Source organism: Halopiger goleimassiliensis (genome assembly GCF_000455345.1).
GTDB classification, from domain to species: Archaea; Halobacteriota; Halobacteria; order Halobacteriales; family Natrialbaceae; genus Halopiger_A; species Halopiger_A goleimassiliensis.
In genome coordinates this window covers 194,696-209,084 of sequence record NZ_HG315691.1, presented here as the reverse complement: position 1 = coordinate 209,084, position 14,389 = coordinate 194,696, and the positions used below count along the sequence as shown (strand labels likewise).

The 14,389-nt window shown below is 67.1% G+C and carries 11 protein-coding genes; 8 read left to right on the top strand and 3 right to left on the bottom strand.

Translation table 11 applies throughout. The features are described from left to right. Window positions 1-37: 37 nt before the first annotated feature. Window positions 38-1,210, bottom strand: a complete 1,173-nt coding sequence (locus TX79_RS15810) for an MFS transporter (protein ID WP_049928611.1) — start codon at window positions 1,208-1,210, stop codon at window positions 38-40. 216 nt (window positions 1,211-1,426) lie between these two features. Between TX79_RS15810 and hemB the strand changes: the two genes are divergently transcribed. The 5 genes from hemB (at window position 1,427) to hemL (ending at window position 7,604) form a co-directional block, all read left to right on the top strand. Beyond that, complete coding sequence (gene hemB / locus TX79_RS15805) at window positions 1,427-2,449, top strand: porphobilinogen synthase (protein ID WP_049928610.1); 1,023 nt, start codon at window positions 1,427-1,429, stop codon at window positions 2,447-2,449. Window positions 2,450-2,531: 82 nt separating this feature from the next. Continuing rightward, a complete protein-coding gene (locus TX79_RS15800) occupies window positions 2,532-3,098 on the top strand; it encodes a PH domain-containing protein (RefSeq protein ID WP_049928609.1) in 567 nt (188 codons plus the stop codon). A gap of 483 nt (window positions 3,099-3,581) precedes the next feature. Then, window positions 3,582-5,303: an ammonium transporter gene (locus TX79_RS15795; protein ID WP_049928608.1), complete on the top strand. Its 1,722-nt coding sequence runs from the start codon at window positions 3,582-3,584 to the stop codon at window positions 5,301-5,303. A gap of 407 nt (window positions 5,304-5,710) precedes the next feature. Next, window positions 5,711-6,157 (top strand): hypothetical protein, encoded by a 447-nt coding sequence (locus tag TX79_RS15790; protein WP_049928607.1) that lies wholly within the window; start codon window positions 5,711-5,713, stop codon window positions 6,155-6,157. A 172-nt stretch (window positions 6,158-6,329) separates the two neighbouring features. Beyond that, the gene (hemL, locus tag TX79_RS15785) at window positions 6,330-7,604 is read left to right on the top strand and encodes a glutamate-1-semialdehyde 2,1-aminomutase (RefSeq protein ID WP_049928606.1); all 1,275 of its coding nucleotides are present in this window, start codon (window positions 6,330-6,332) and stop codon (window positions 7,602-7,604) included. A 60-nt stretch (window positions 7,605-7,664) separates the two neighbouring features. On the opposite strand, the gene TX79_RS15780 is transcribed toward hemL, so the two are convergent. Next, window positions 7,665-9,977, bottom strand: coding sequence for a nitric-oxide reductase large subunit (locus tag TX79_RS15780; protein WP_049928605.1), 2,313 nt, complete (start codon window positions 9,975-9,977; stop codon window positions 7,665-7,667). Window positions 9,978-10,281: 304 nt separating this feature from the next. On the opposite strand from TX79_RS15780, the gene hemC reads away from it, so the two are divergent. Genes hemC through TX79_RS15765 form a run of 3 tightly spaced genes read left to right on the top strand, consistent with a single transcriptional unit; the run spans window position 10,282 to window position 13,052 of the window. Next, complete coding sequence (gene hemC, locus TX79_RS15775) at window positions 10,282-11,481, top strand: hydroxymethylbilane synthase (RefSeq protein ID WP_049928604.1); 1,200 nt, start codon at window positions 10,282-10,284, stop codon at window positions 11,479-11,481. Beyond that, a complete protein-coding gene (gene cobA / locus TX79_RS15770; RefSeq protein ID WP_230198601.1) occupies window positions 11,482-12,309 on the top strand; it encodes a uroporphyrinogen-III C-methyltransferase in 828 nt (275 codons plus the stop codon). It begins immediately after the preceding gene. Then, window positions 12,306-13,052 (top strand): uroporphyrinogen-III synthase, encoded by a 747-nt coding sequence (locus TX79_RS15765; RefSeq protein WP_049928602.1) that lies wholly within the window; start codon window positions 12,306-12,308, stop codon window positions 13,050-13,052. The genes cobA and TX79_RS15765 overlap by 4 nt, the downstream gene beginning before the upstream one ends. 485 nt (window positions 13,053-13,537) lie before the next feature. Here the strand turns inward: TX79_RS15765 and TX79_RS19925 are convergent. Further along, the coding region (locus TX79_RS19925) for an AMP-dependent synthetase/ligase (RefSeq protein ID WP_230198600.1) at window positions 13,538-14,389 on the bottom strand (852 nt) is incomplete at its 5' end.

Genomic DNA, 14,389 nt, shown 5'->3' with positions numbered 1-14,389 from the left:
CGGGACGGTGTTACGGCTGTAACGACAGGTGTCGGGATCAGTACCCAAGGGAGAACGCCCAGTTGATCGCGAGCGCGACGAAGACGGCCGCGAGCAGCGCCGCGAGGACGCCGAAGGCGACGCCCCAGCCGAACAGATCCGCCAGCAGCCCCGTGAGAACGGAGCCGAGCGCGCCGACGAAGCCGTAGACGCTGCGCACGAGGCCGAACCCGGTGCCGCGTTCGGACTCGGAGAGGGCGTCCATGAACCGCGGCAGGAGCGCCGCACCCCAGCCGAGCCCCGTGCCGACGAGGACGACGGCGGTCACGACCGCGACCGGCCCGGGGACGGCGATCAGCAGGACGAAGCCGACGGCCGCCAGCACCATACAGCCCGCCGTCGCGAAATCCCGACCGATCCGATCGGAGACGATTCCGACGCCGACCTGCGTGATCGCCTGCACGACGAAGTAGCCCGCGAAGACGACCCCAGCGAGTTCGGGCGACTGTTCGCGGTGGTCGATCAGGAACGTCGGCAGGAACGACGACACCGCCTGCCAGACGAACGCGGCCGCGATGGCGAGACAGATCGGGAACGCGATCTCCGGCCGCGAGAGGACTCCGAGCACGCCCTCGAGTTCGAGTTGTTCTCCCAGCGGCTGGTCGGGGTGGCGTGGCTCGGTCGGGCGGACCCGCCAGGCGAACAGGACGAAGACGGGAACGGCCATCGCGGCACCGATCGCGACGGCGGGCCGCCAGCCGTAGCGGACGCCGATCCAGGCGGCGATCGGCGGCGCGACGAGGCCGGCGAGGGGACCGCCGCTGTTGTGGACGCCGATCGCGGTCCCGATGTCGTCGTAGGTCCGGGTCAGCAGCGTCGTCGCGACGCTGTAGTGCAGGCCCGCGACGGCACCCAGTCCGATCGTCCCGAGCAGGAAGAGGACGAAGACCGGGGAGACGGCGAGAAAGAGGCTCGCGACGGCCGTCCCGCCGACCGCGAGCAGGATGATTGGCCGCTCGCCGTAGTGATCGGCCAGCACGCCGCTGGGGAACTGCGCACCGAAGTAGGCCATCCACATCCCGGTCAGCGCGACGCCGATCACCGTGTTCGAGACGCCGAACGAGTCCGTGATCTCGGTCACCACGGGACTGATCGCCAGCCGACCGACCATCGTCGCGAAGAACGCGAGCGTACACAACGCGAGCACCGTCTCTCGGTAGCGCCACCTCATCGATCTCCCTCCGTCGTCTCGTCGCCTTCCGCCATCGTCGCCGTCATCGCATCGCCTCCCGTCGTCATCGTCGTCGGTTCCTCCGTCCCAGCGCCATCGATCGTTCCGGTCTATCCGTCGCTCCCTCTGCCAAATGAGGGTGTCGCTCCCGGCAGGCGACGCCTCGAGCGCGACCGCGAACGCACCGCTTTTGCCCGTTCCGTGGGTACCACCGGTATGGACCTCACACATCGCCCGCGGCGACTCCGACGGGACGGCGTCCGCGGTCTGGTCAGCGAGACGAGCCTCGAGCCGTCGGACCTGATCGCGCCGGTGTTCGTCGACGCGACGACCGACGAGCGGGTACCGATCGAATCGATGCCCGGTCACGAACGCGTGCCCGTAGACGAGTCGGTCGCCCGCGTCGAGGAAGTCCTCGAGACCGGCGTCGAGGCGATCATGCTGTTCGGCGTGCCCGAATCGAAGGACCCCGAGGGCACCCGTGCCTGGGCCGAAGACGGCGTCGTCCAGGAAGCGACCCGGCGGATCACCGACGAGACGGACGCCTACGTCATCACGGACGTCTGTCTCTGCGAGTACACCGATCACGGCCACTGCGGCCCGCTCGAGGAGGAACTCCGCGGTGAGATCGACCACGAGCACGGGTCGGCCTGCGACCCGACGCTGACGGTCGACAACGACGCGGCGCTCGAGTCGCTCGAGCGCATCGCCGTCTCGCACGCCGAGGCGGGCGCGGACATGGTCGCCCCAAGCGGGATGATGGACGGCATGGTGGCGGCCATCCGCGAGGCACTCGACCGCGAGGGATTCGAGCACGTCCCGATCATGAGCTACGCGGCCAAGTACGAGAGCGCCTTCTACGGGCCGTTCCGCGACGCCGCCGACGGCGCGCCCGCTTTCGGTGACCGTCGCCACTACCAGATGGATCCCGCCAACGCCCGCGAGGCCCGCCGCGAAGTCGCTCTCGACGCCGAACAGGGTGCGGACGTGTTGATGGTCAAACCCGCGCTCCCGTACCTCGATATCGTCTCCCTCGTCCGTCGGGAGTTCGACCACCCCGTCGCCGCCTACAACGTCTCCGGCGAGTACGCCATGCTGCACGCCGCCGCCGAGAAGGGGTGGCTCGACCTCGAGGCGGTCGCCCACGAGTCGCTGCTGTCGATCAAGCGCGCGGGTGCGGACCTGATCCTGACCTACTTCGCGGAGGACGTGGCCCGATCGCTGGAACGCGGTCGGTGATCTCCGCCGGGGACGATCGTATTCCCCGAGGAGACGTTCGTTTCCCGGTGAATTTTTGGGGCTGAGGCAGAACGTCGGGGACATGAGCGACGCTCGAGACGGGGTCGAGACCCGGTACGACGAACGCGAACCGACGGACGAGGATCCACACCGAACGGCGTCGGTTGCGGACGGACTGCCGCTGCTGCCCGACGAGACCGTGCTGGTCGACGCGAAACCGACGTGGTGGGTGTGGGCGGCCCATCTCACAATTGCCGGTCTCGTCGGCGTGGGCGGGCTCCTGTCCGCGTTCGTCGACGCTATCGTTGCGATACCGGCGCTGGTCTTCGCGTCGCTCGTCGGCGGCTACGTCTGGTACCGACGCAACCGGGTTCGCTATCTGGTGACCGATCGTCGAATCGTCGTGATCACGGGGTACTTCGGGAAGACGACGACCGAGACGTGGATGGAGGACGTTCGCGGGATGCAGACGAGTGCGTCGCGGTTCGAACGCCGACAGGGGTACGGGACGATCACGATCTCCCACGGCGTGATCCCCACCGGATTCGTCCGCACGAGAGGGCTCCAGCTGGCGGGTATCCCCGACTACGAGAACGTGGCTGCTGCGATTAGACAGCGCCAATCCGAACGGAAATCCGGCACACGCTGATCGGACGACCGCTTACGGGGTGCCGCTGGCGGCAATCGGTGTCGTCTCGAGGCGACCCGTTCCCGGGTCGCGGACCTACTGCCATTCGGACGTTCGTCCATTGCGATCGAATTCTTGCGTCAGTCCGGCAAGTTCTGCCGCGCGCGAGCAGTATCGGCCTGCTCGAGCCCCGACTGTGTCCGCTCAGGACAGTGATCGCGATTCGGCCCGGTTATTCTGGGTTTACGAACTGCGAATATATAACCACGACGCGAAACATCCGCAAGATCGAATTCCCTTATACACATTAGATCACCTCTAGATTTGTTCGCTTGTGCCTATTACGGCAAAGTTATTCGACGATCTTCAACACTAATCCTTATATGGTGGTGGTACATCGGGAACAGACGTGATTCAGAAGACAACCATGAGTACGAATGGGGATTACATGGACAAACGTCTATTCGGTATCGGTGAGACGAACGAACGCGAGGTGATCGCCTGATGGATCCGGTTCTCCTGCAGGCGGCGACCGACCTGTCGGCCATCGTCGACGGCGTCAACCTCGCGTGGGTGCTCGTCGCCACGTTCCTGATCTTCTTCATGCACGCTGGCTTCGCCATGCTCGAGGCGGGGCAGGTGCGCTCGAAGAACGTGGCGAACCAGTTGACGAAGAACCTGCTGACCTGGAGCGTGGGCGTCGTCGCCTTCTTCTTCGTCGGTGCCGGCGTGGCCGCCCTCACGGGCTCCGTGACGGGCGGCGGCGACTACGGCGGGATCTTCGCCACGCTCGAGGCGGCCGATCCGAACGAGTGGGTCGAGTGGCTCTACGGCGCGGTGTTCGCGATGACCGCCGCGACGATCGTCTCCGGGGCCGTCGCCGGCCGTGCGAAGCTTCGCGCGTACGTGACGTACACCCTGTTGCTCGCGGCGGTCATCTACCCGGTCGTCGAGGGGTTCACCTGGGCCGGTGGCCTGCTGGCGATCAACGAGAACGCCGCGAACGGGTTCATCGCTGACGCCATCGGCGTCGGCTTCCACGACTTCGCGGGCGGCATGATCGTCCACGGGATGGGCGGCATCGCCGGCCTCACCGCGGCGTACGTGATCGGGCCGCGCCTCGACCGGTTCAACGAGGACGGCTCCGCGAACGTCATTCCGGGTCACTCGCTGACCTTCGCCGTGCTCGGGACGCTCGTGCTCGCGTTCGGCTGGTACGGCTTCAACGTCGGCACCGCCGCGACGGTCCTCGAGATCAACGAGGCCGGCGAGATCGTCCTCGGCGACTTCGCGTTCGTCGGTCGCGTCGCCCTCGCGACGACGCTCGGGATGGCCGCCGGTGCGATCGGTGCCGGCGGCGTCGCCCTCGCCAAGACGGGCAAGGTCGACACGCTCTACGTCGCGAACGGACTGCTCGCCGGTCTCGTCGCGGTCACCGGCATCGCCGACGTCGTCACCTGGGTGGGTGCGCTCGGCATCGCCTTCATCGCCGGCGCACAGCTACCGATCGTCTTCGAACTCACCGAACGCGTCGGCATCGACGACGTCTGTGCGGTGTTCCCCGTCCACGGGAGCGCGGGCGTCATCGGCTGCCTGCTGATCCCGTTCGCCCACGTCGACGGCTTCTCCGTCGAGTTGCTCACGGCCCAGGTTGCGGGAGTCGCCGTGATCGCCGTCTGGACGGTCGTCGCTACCGCCGCCGTCTTCGGCGTCTTCAAGGCGATCGGCCAGGCCCGCGTCTCGCCCGACCACGAACGCGACGGCCTCGACGTCTCCGAACACGGCGTCGACACCTACCCCGAATTCGGCCAGCCCGACGTCGCCACGGACGGCGGGACCGAGGAGAAGATCATCCGCGCGGACGGGGGCGAGCCGAACGACGGCGAGATCAAGATGGTCACCGCGATCATCCGCCCCGACAAACTCGGCGAGGTCAAGAAGGCGCTAGCGGAGGTCGGCGCGCCGTCGCTGACGGTCACCAACGTCTCCGGCCGCGGCTCCCAGCCCGCGAAGAAGGGCCAGTGGCGCGGCGAGGAGTACACGGTCGACCTCCACCAGAAGGTCAAAATCGAGTGCGTCGTCGCCGACGTGCCCGCCCAGGAGGTCGTCGAAGCCATCGCCGACGCGGCCAACACTGGCGAACCCGGCGACGGCAAGATCTTCGTCCTCCCCATCGAGGACGCCTACCAGGTTCGCACCGGCAAGACCGGTCAGGACGCCGTCTGAGCGGCCTGACAGTTCGGACGCGGTATCGATTCCGTCGGTGCCGATTCGAGGCCGCTCGTACTCCATCCGGGAGCGGCGTGCGGTTTTCGGAGCCTCGAGATGACGCCAGGCGGACGCAGTGATCGGTCTCGAGGGCCGCGACCGACTGCTGGCGTCGGACGGGGGTGGATCACTGGTCGGTGGCGTCGGATCACGACTCGGTGCCGGTCGTCGACGGGACCCCGTCGCGCGGACGGACCTCGCGACGTCGTGATCGCCGGCGTCTATTTTCAGTCGTGAAATAATTAGGAATCCACTATTACGTCACGCACCGTAGAACGTGGCATGTCACCACGCAACCCGGGGGCGGGTGCGGATTCGGTTCGTATGGGGGCGAACCCGGTCGGCTCGAGCGGCGGTGATCGGCCGTGAGTCGGGGCGAGGTCTGGCTGCAGTACGGCGCGGCGGCGACGCCCATCGATCAACCCAACCGGACGTTCGGCTTCCTGGGGCGGGAGGAGCCCCGCTTTGGCACGTTCCCGACGGAGTTCATCTCGGTCGTCGACGTCGGCCTCTACGAGGACGAGGGGAAGATCGAGCTATCGGCCGTCAAAGACCGCCTCTACCGCCGGTTCTCCAACGGGTTCGAGGAGGTCGAACTGGCGACGCTGCTCGAGGTGCTCCGCGAGGAGACGACGTTCACCGAGCCGGAGATGCGCGTCCTCGTTCTCTACGGCTGGTTCGACGTGGACGCCGACCTGGCGGCGGAGTTGCTCGGGTGCGACCCGGGTGCGGTCGAATCGACGGTCGAAGCGATCCACGAGAAACGCGAGCGGGCGGAACGGACGGCCACGATTACGTTCCTGCCGGAGTGAGCCGACTCGCGATCGTCGTTCGTCGTCGTTCCTCGAGTTCGCCGCCGTGATCGGGTCCTGCGGGTGGGTCGCCGCTCGAGGCCCGAAGCGGCAGGGGTCGGATCGACCTCGGTGCGACGTCGCTCGGGACGACCTCGGTACTACTTTGCCCGAGGATTCCTAACGCCCGCGTATGAACGACGACAACTCACGGGAGCTGTACGACCGAGCGCTGTCGGTCATGCCGGGTGGCGTCAACTCGGCCGTCCGGGCGGCGATCGAACCGTATCCGTTCTTCGTCCGGAAGGGCGACGCCGGCCACGTAATCGACGCCGACGGTACCCGTTACGTCGACTGGGTGATGGGGCTTGGACCGCTGTTGCTGGGTCACGACCTGCCCGAACCCGTTCAGGCCCGGATCCAGCAGAAAGCCAGCGAGGGGCCGATGTACGGCACGCCCACGGAGATCGAGGTCGACCTCGCGGAGTTCGTCGTCCGCCACGTCCCCAGCGTCGAGAAGATTCGCTTCGTCAACAGCGGTACGGAGGCGACGACCTCGGCCGTCCGCCTCGCTCGCGGCTACACGGGCCGGAACAAGATCGTCGTCAACCAGGGCGGCTACCACGGTGCCCAGGAGTCGACGCTGGTCGAGGGCGACGCGGAGAACCCTCGACCCTCCTCGGCGGGGATTCCCCAGTCGTTCAGCGAGCACACGCTCCCGGTGCCGTTCAACGACGAGGAAGCGGTCCGCGAGGTCTTCGCGGAGCACGGCGACGACATCGCCGCCGTCCTCACGGAACCCATCCTCGGTAACTACGGGATCGTCCACCCCGAAGAGGGCTACCACGAGTTCCTGCGTGACATCACGGAGGAACACGACTCCTTGCTGATCTTCGACGAAGTGATCACGGGCTTCCGCGTCGGCGGCCTCGGCTGCGCCCAGAGCGAGTTCGGCATCACGCCCGATATCACGACCTTCGGCAAGATCGTCGGCGGCGGCTTCCCCGTCGGGGCGATCGGCGGCCGCGCCGAGATCATCGAGAACTTCACTCCCTCCGGCGACGTCTTCCAGGCCGGCACCTTCTCCGGCCACCCCGTCACGATGGCCGCCGGCCTCGAGACGCTCAAATTCGCCGCGGAGAACGACGTCTACGAGCACGTCAACGGGCTGGGCGACCGCCTGCGCGAGGGCCTCGAGGAGATCGTCGCGGATCAGGCCCCCGAGTACACCGTCGCCGGCACGGACTCGATGTTCAAGGTGATCTTCACCCGGGACGGCGAGGCACCGACGAACGCCGCCGACGTGAAAAACGCCGAAACCGACCGCTGGCGGCGCGTCTTCTGGGGGCAGATGAAAGCACAGGGCGTGTTCCTCTCGCAGAACCAGTTCGAGTGCCAGTTCGTCAGCTACGGTCACACAGAGGAGGACGTCGACCGGACCCTCGAGGCGTACAAGCACGCGCTGTAGCGACGGCCGGTACCGCGTCCGCCACCGACCAACCGGACGTCATCCCCGCCGAGAGCGCGCTCAGTCGTCGGCGCTGCTCGTTTCGTCGTTTCCGAAGATGCGGTCGGCGACGACGTGATCGGCGCTCTCCGATCCGGTCGGCTTCCGCTGGAAGAGGAGTTTTGCGGCAACGTCCCACGCGAAGAGGACTGCACCGGCGATCAACAGCGTGTCACCCGGCATCCGCAGCCAGAACAGCGTCTGGACGAGTCCGCTCTCGTAGAACTCGAGGCTTCGCGCGGCGGCGTAGCCCTCGGTGAACGCGGTCTCGAGTTGCAGGAAGCCAACTGGCAACAGCGACAGGACCAGCATGAGCGCCAGCCCACTGTTACAGAGCCAGAACGACCACCGGAGGCGTTTCTCGGACCACGTCTCGGTCCGGGTCGTCACCCGGAGGACGTAGACGGCCATTCCCATCGCGAGCAAGCCGAACGCGCCGAACATCGCGCCGTGAGCGTGGGCGACGGTGAGGTAGGTGCCGCTCTGGAAGTAGCTGATCACCGGCAGGTTGATGAAAAAGCCGGTGACGCCGCCGCCGACGAAGTTCCACACCGAGGAGGCGACGATGAAGTAAAACGCCATCCGGTATGGAAACGTCGTCCCGGCACCGTCCATCGCACGGTACTGGCCGAGCGCCTCGTAGAGGATAAACAGCAGCGGGATGAACTCGAGCGTCGAGAAGACGCTGCCGATCGGGAGCCACACCTCGGGCAGGCCGGCCCACCAGTAGTGGTGGGAGACGCCGATGACGCCGCTGCCCATCACGAGCGCGGCCTGAACGATGACGGCCTTCTCCGCGGATCTCTTCGAGAGGAGGTTCATCGAGACCAACGTAAGGGCGATGACGACGAGGATGAAAAACTCGAAGACGCCCTCGACCCACATGTGGACGACCCACCAGCGCCAGAACTCCGTCGTGACGAAGTTCGTCTCGGGCGTATAGAGGAAGCCGGCCATGAACAGCAGACCGATCGAGCCGCCCGCGTAGACGATCATGTGGGCGAGTCCGTAGCGCGGTTCGCGGTCCAGCAACGGTTTGAACCCGCGGGCGACGAGGGCGATCCATCCCAGGAACCCGACCAGCAGGCCGGCCTGCCAGAGCCGGCCGATCTCGAGGTACTCGAGGCCCTCGTTGCCGAGCAGCCACCAGAGCTGGCCGTCGAAGACGTTGTTGACGCCGAGCCAGATCCCGACGAGACCGCCGACGGCGACGACCAGCAACGCGCCGATCAGACCCTTGATATACAGCGCTTGCCGGCGCGGCTCGCGGCCGGTCAACAGCGGCGCGAGAAACAGTCCGACGCCGAGCCACATCGTCGAGATCCAGAGGATTCCCAGATCGACGTGCCAGGTTCTGGCGATCGTCCACGGCAGGTACTCGAGGACGTCGATCCCGACCAGTTCCTGCAGTCCGAAGAAGCCGTCGCGCTCGACGTAGTAGTGGGCGAGCAGGCCGCCCAGAAACGTCTGTAGAACGAACAGCAACGCACCGATGAGGACGAATCTGGTGCTCAGTAACTGGCTCGGCGTGAGATCGATCTCGTTCGGGTGGGGGATCGAGACGCCTTCGGCGTCGGGTTCGGGGATCTCGATCGCCCGGTAGAGCCAGATCGCGACCCCCGCGCCGGCGACGAGCAGCACCATCGAAACGACGCTCCAGGTCATCACCGGGCCGCCGGCGTCGTTGCCCGCCGCGGGCGAGTACGGGAAGTCGTTGGTGAAGGAAGCCTCCGAATCCGGACGCTCGGTATGGGAGATCCAGGCGGTCCACAGCGCGAAGTCGGCGAACCGCTCGGCCTCCGCCGCGGTGGGGATCAGCCCCTCCTGGATGCCGCGTTCGCGATCGCCCTCGTGGTAGCGCTCGACGTACTCCTGCCGGACCTGTTCGTGGGCGTACGCTTCCGCCCCGGAGTACTCGACTCGGTCGCCGTCGGTGTACTCGCTCGACTGCAGTTCCTGCCGGACCTGCGCGTCGATCGCAGCCTGTTCCGACGCATCGAGCCCCTCGTAGGCCGTCTCGTGCTCTTCCTGCGCGTAATAGTCGCGCATGTACTCGGTCTTGGACTCGAGCGTATCGGCCGTGTAGTCGACGTCGTAGTAGCTTCCCCGGCCGAGCATCGACCCCTGGTTCATCAGGCCGTTCTCCTGGAAGACTGTCTTCCCGTCCCGGACGTCGTCGGCGGTTGCGACGGGTTCGCCGTCGGGTCCGACGACCGTCTCCGGAATCTCCGGTTCGTTCTCGTAGGAGAGCCACGCTCCGCCGGTCATGACGACCAGGTTCACGACGAAGATCGCCGCGAGAAACGTGGCTAACTGCTTTCTTGTTACGTTCACGCGGAACGCTACCGGATAATAGCCCGTTAAGCGACCCCCGGTTTCCTACGAACTGGCAACCGGTCCGAACCGGTTCGGGAACGCTACTATTTTATTCCGAATTATATTTCGAAACTAACGGTTAGTTCAATGCCTGGCTATTCGTATTGCTCCCCGTCGCGTTCCGGGGAGACGGGACCGAACGCCAGTCCGGAACGGTCCCGATATCCGTCCGCTTGCTCGTTCCCGTTCGGTTCGACGTGACCAGTTGCCGACCCGCCGAACAAGCGAGCGCTTTTCATACCCGAGGCCACCACTACCGCCTATGAGAACGCGCGGGACGTTACGACTGGCGACGCGGGGCTCGGCCCTCGCCCGGCGGCAGGCGGGGCTGGTCGAGGAGGCCCTCGAGGACCGACGGTACGAGGTCGAACTCGTCACCGTCGAGACGACGGGCGACCAGGTCAGGGACGAACTCATCCACCGGCTGGGCAAGACCGGTGCCTTCGTCCGCGAACTCGACGAGCGCGTCCTCGAGGGCGACCTCGACGGGGCGATCCACTCGATGAAGGACATGCCGACCGAACAGCCCCGCGAACTCGTGACGGCCGCCGTCCCCGAGCGGGGAGCACCGGGCGACGTCCTCGTGACCCCCGACGGCGCGTCCCTCGAGGACCTCCCCCAGGGCGCGACCGTCGGCACCTCGAGCCTCCGACGCCGCGCCCAACTGCTCGCCGAGCGTCCCGACCTCGAGGTCGAGCCGCTGCGGGGCAACGTCGACACGCGCCTCGAGAAGCTGCTCGCGCCGTCGCTACAGGCCGAACACGAGCGTCGCCTCGAGGCCGAGGAGAGCGAGGACGACGAGACCGAGGAGAGCGAGGACGACGAGACCGAGGAGAGCGAGGACGACGAGACCGAGGAGAGCGAGGGCGACGGGGACGACGACCCCGCGTACGACCGCACCGTCGACGAGTGGTTCGACGACCGCTCGGAACTCGAGAAGCAGGCGCTCGGCCGGGAGGTCGAGACGGAGTACGACGCGATCGTCCTCGCCGAAGCGGGCCTCGAGCGCAGCGGGCTCGCCCACTACGTCCGGTACCAGCGACTTCCGACGGAGACGTTCACCCCGGCACCGGGCCAGGGGGCGCTCGCGGTGACGGCGACCGACGGCGAGACCGCCCGGAAGATGCAGTCGGCGATCGACCACCCGCGGAGCCGGGTGGAGACGACGGTCGAACGGACGATCCTCGCGGAACTCGGCGGCGGCTGTATCGCCCCCGTGGGCATCTACGCGATCGTTCAGGGCGAGTACGTCCACACGACGGTCCAGGTTTTCGACCGGGACGGCCAGGAGTCGGTGACCGGCACCCGCGACTTGCCGATCGAACGCCACGCGAGCGCCGCCCGTGAATTCGCACAGGATCTGGCCGACCGCGGGGCGGCAGAACTGATCGAACGTGCAGAAGACGAGGCCGGGAGCGCGGATTCTGCCGTCGCCGAGGAAGATAAACCGGCGGGCAAGTAGATGCATGGTACGGAGATGGAAGGAGCCGAACCGGACGCGGCGCTCGGGACCGTCTATCTCGTCGGCAGCGGCCCCGGCGATCCCGAACTGCTGACCGTCAAAGCCCGACGACTGCTCGAGGAGGCCGATCACGTCCTCCACGACAAGCTTCCCGGCCCGCGGATCATCGACCTGCTCCCCGAGGATCGCAGCGAAGACGTCGGGAAGCGCGCCCACGGCGATCGAACCCCCCAGTCCGAGATCAACGAGCGACTGGTCGAACTCGCCCGCGAGGGCAAGGACGTGGTCCGACTGAAGGGCGGCGACTCGTTCGTCTTCGGCCGCGGCGGAGAGGAGGCCCACCATCTCGCATCGCACGGCATTCCCTTCGAGGTCGTCCCCGCGGTCACCTCCGCGATCGCCGCACCCGGCGTCGCGGGGATTCCCGTCACCCACCGCGATCACGCCTCGACGGTGTCGATCGTCACCGGCCACGAGGACCCGACCAAGGCGGAGTCGGCGGTCAACTGGGAGGCGCTGGCCGAAACCGGCGGCACGATCGTCGTCCTCATGGGCGTGACCCGGCTCCCGCAGTACACGAGCGCCCTCCACGAGGCGGGGATGGCCGCCGATACGCCGGTCGCGCTGGTCGAACGCGCCACCTGGCCGAACCAGCAGGTCGCGACCGGCACCATCGAGACCATCGCCGACGTCCGCGACGAGGTCGGGATCGAACCCCCCGCGGTGACGGTGATCGGTGACGTCGCGGGCACCCGCGAGTCCGTCGTGGAGTTCCTTCAAAACGACTACGGGAACCCGGCCGAAACCACCGCCCAGGAACCAGGATGAGCGACCAACCCACCGTAGCCGTCTTCCGCCCCGACGACGACCGCCTCGCGGACGCCCGCGCCCTGCTCGAGCGACTCGGTGCCGACCCCGTCGCGGATCCGATGCTCGCGGTCGAGCCGACAGACGCCACCCCCCGGACCGACGCCGACGTCGTCGTCTTCACGAGCAAGACCGGCGCGGAACTCGTCGCCGCGGCGGGCTGGGACCCCGACGACGAACGCGTCTGTGCGATCGGCCCCGCGACCGCCGAGGCGCTCCGCGAGGCGGGGTACGCGGTCGATTTCGTCCCCGAGACCTACACCTCGAGCGGCCTCGTCGAGGCGCTCACCGGGAGCGACGACGTCGTCGTCGAGGGCCGGCGCGTCGAGGTCGCCCGCAGTGACCACGGCAGCCCGGTGTTGCTCGAGGGACTGTGCGACGCCGGGGCCTACGTCCACGAGACGATCCTCTACCGGCTAGTCCGGCCCGAGGGAAGCGGCGAGTCCGCGGCGCTGGCGGCCGCCGGCGACCTCGACGCCGCCTGTTTCACCTCGTCGCTGACCGTCGAGCACTTCCTCGAGGCCGCCGACGAGCGCGGGATCCGCGAGGAGGCCACCGCCGGACTGGAGGCGGCCGTCGTCGGCGTCATCGGCGACCCGACGGCCGAGACGGCCGCCGATCACGGCCTCGCGGTCGACGTCGTGCCCGCGGAGGCGACCTTCGACGCGCTCGCCCGCGAGACGCTCGCGGCGCTCGAGTCCTGAATCGGCACTCAAGGACGTTCGTCACGGGCGACGTCGCAGCCGTCTCTAGGGGCTGTTTCCGACCTCTATTCGCTCCGAGTGGACGATCAGTAGCGTTGCGTATTGATCGGTGGGTTCGTAGCGGATTTTGGTGAAACGAAGCGCTCTGCTATCGTGGACACGGGGAGTGGCCACGCCGCTCACGGCTCACTCCGTTCGCCGTTCGCTGTTCCGAGGTGCTCACGTTCGTTCGCACCTCGCTCTCCCCAGCCGATTCGTTCGGTCGCTGCGCTCCCTCACTCATCCCTCGCACGGTCTCGGTCGAGCGTCCTCCCTTTTGGTCGGCCGCTCGACAGCGCGCGCCACCGCACGTGGTAGACCATATACGGAACGGGAACTCCACACCATGTACCGATCGATTCGCGGGCCTCGTATCGGCGGTGGGCGATCCGATAGCCGGTTCCGGTCCCGGAACACGCAGTCCGGTCACGTATCCCGCCGTGACGTTAGGCGTCCGCGTAGATGCGTTCGACGCGGTCCTCGAAGCGGTCGAGGATGACGCGGCGCTTCTTCTTCATCGAGGGCGTCAGCATGTCGTTTTCCTCGGTGAACTCCTGGGGGACGAGTTCGAACTGCTTGATCGTCTCGTGTTTCTCGAAGTTCCGGTTGATCCGATCGACCTCCTGCTGGACGTACTCGCGGACCCGTTCGTCGTCGACCATCTCCTGGAGGTCCTCGGGGAGGTCAATCCCCGATTCGTCGGCCCACTCGCGGACGTGTTCGGTGTTCGGAACCAGCAGGGCACCGACGAACTTCTCGCCGTCGCCGACGACCATCGCCTGTTCGATCACCTCGCTGGCGGCGAAGGCGTCCTCGATCGGTCCGGGTGCGACGTTCTTCCCCGTCGAGAGGACGAGCAGTTGCTTGACGCGCTCGCGGAACTCGAGGTAGCCGTCGGGGCGGACGTGGACGATGTCGCCGGTCCGGAACCAGCGCTCGCCGTCGTCGTCCTCGGTGAACGCGGCGTCGGTCTCTCCGGGCTTGTTCCAGTAGCCCTCAGTGACGTTCGGTCCCTTGACGAGCAGTTCGCCGACCTCGCCGTCGTCGTCCTCGAAGGTCGACTGATCGACGACGCTCTCGTCGACTTTCACCTCGACGTTGGAAAGCGGCGCGCCGATCGTGCCGATCTTGACGGCCTCCGGCGGATTCGTCGAGACGACGGGGGCGGTTTCGGTCAGCCCGTAGCCCTCGTAGATGGGCAGGCCCATCGCGTGGTAGAGCCGGCAGAGTTCCGGCGAGAGGCTGCCGCCGCCGCTGATCAGCAGTTCGACGTTGCCGCCGAGCGCCTCGCGAACCGT

Excerpts from the sequence above, each read along its gene's own strand:
- hemC (WP_049928604.1), top strand. The coding sequence starts at position 10,282 with ATGAGAACGCGCGGGACGTTACGACTGGCGACGCGGGGCTCGGCCCTC.
- hemL (WP_049928606.1), top strand. The coding sequence starts at position 6,330 with ATGAACGACGACAACTCACGGGAGCTGTACGACCGAGCGCTGTCGGTC.
- cobA (WP_230198601.1), top strand. The coding sequence starts at position 11,482 with ATGCATGGTACGGAGATGGAAGGAGCCGAACCGGACGCGGCGCTCGGG.
- TX79_RS15810 (WP_049928611.1), bottom strand. The coding sequence starts at position 1,210 with ATGAGGTGGCGCTACCGAGAGACGGTGCTCGCGTTGTGTACGCTCGCG.
- TX79_RS15800 (WP_049928609.1), top strand. The coding sequence starts at position 2,532 with ATGAGCGACGCTCGAGACGGGGTCGAGACCCGGTACGACGAACGCGAA.
- TX79_RS15765 (WP_049928602.1), top strand. The coding sequence starts at position 12,306 with ATGAGCGACCAACCCACCGTAGCCGTCTTCCGCCCCGACGACGACCGC.
- hemB (WP_049928610.1), top strand. The coding sequence starts at position 1,427 with ATGGACCTCACACATCGCCCGCGGCGACTCCGACGGGACGGCGTCCGC.
- TX79_RS15795 (WP_049928608.1), top strand. The coding sequence starts at position 3,582 with ATGGATCCGGTTCTCCTGCAGGCGGCGACCGACCTGTCGGCCATCGTC.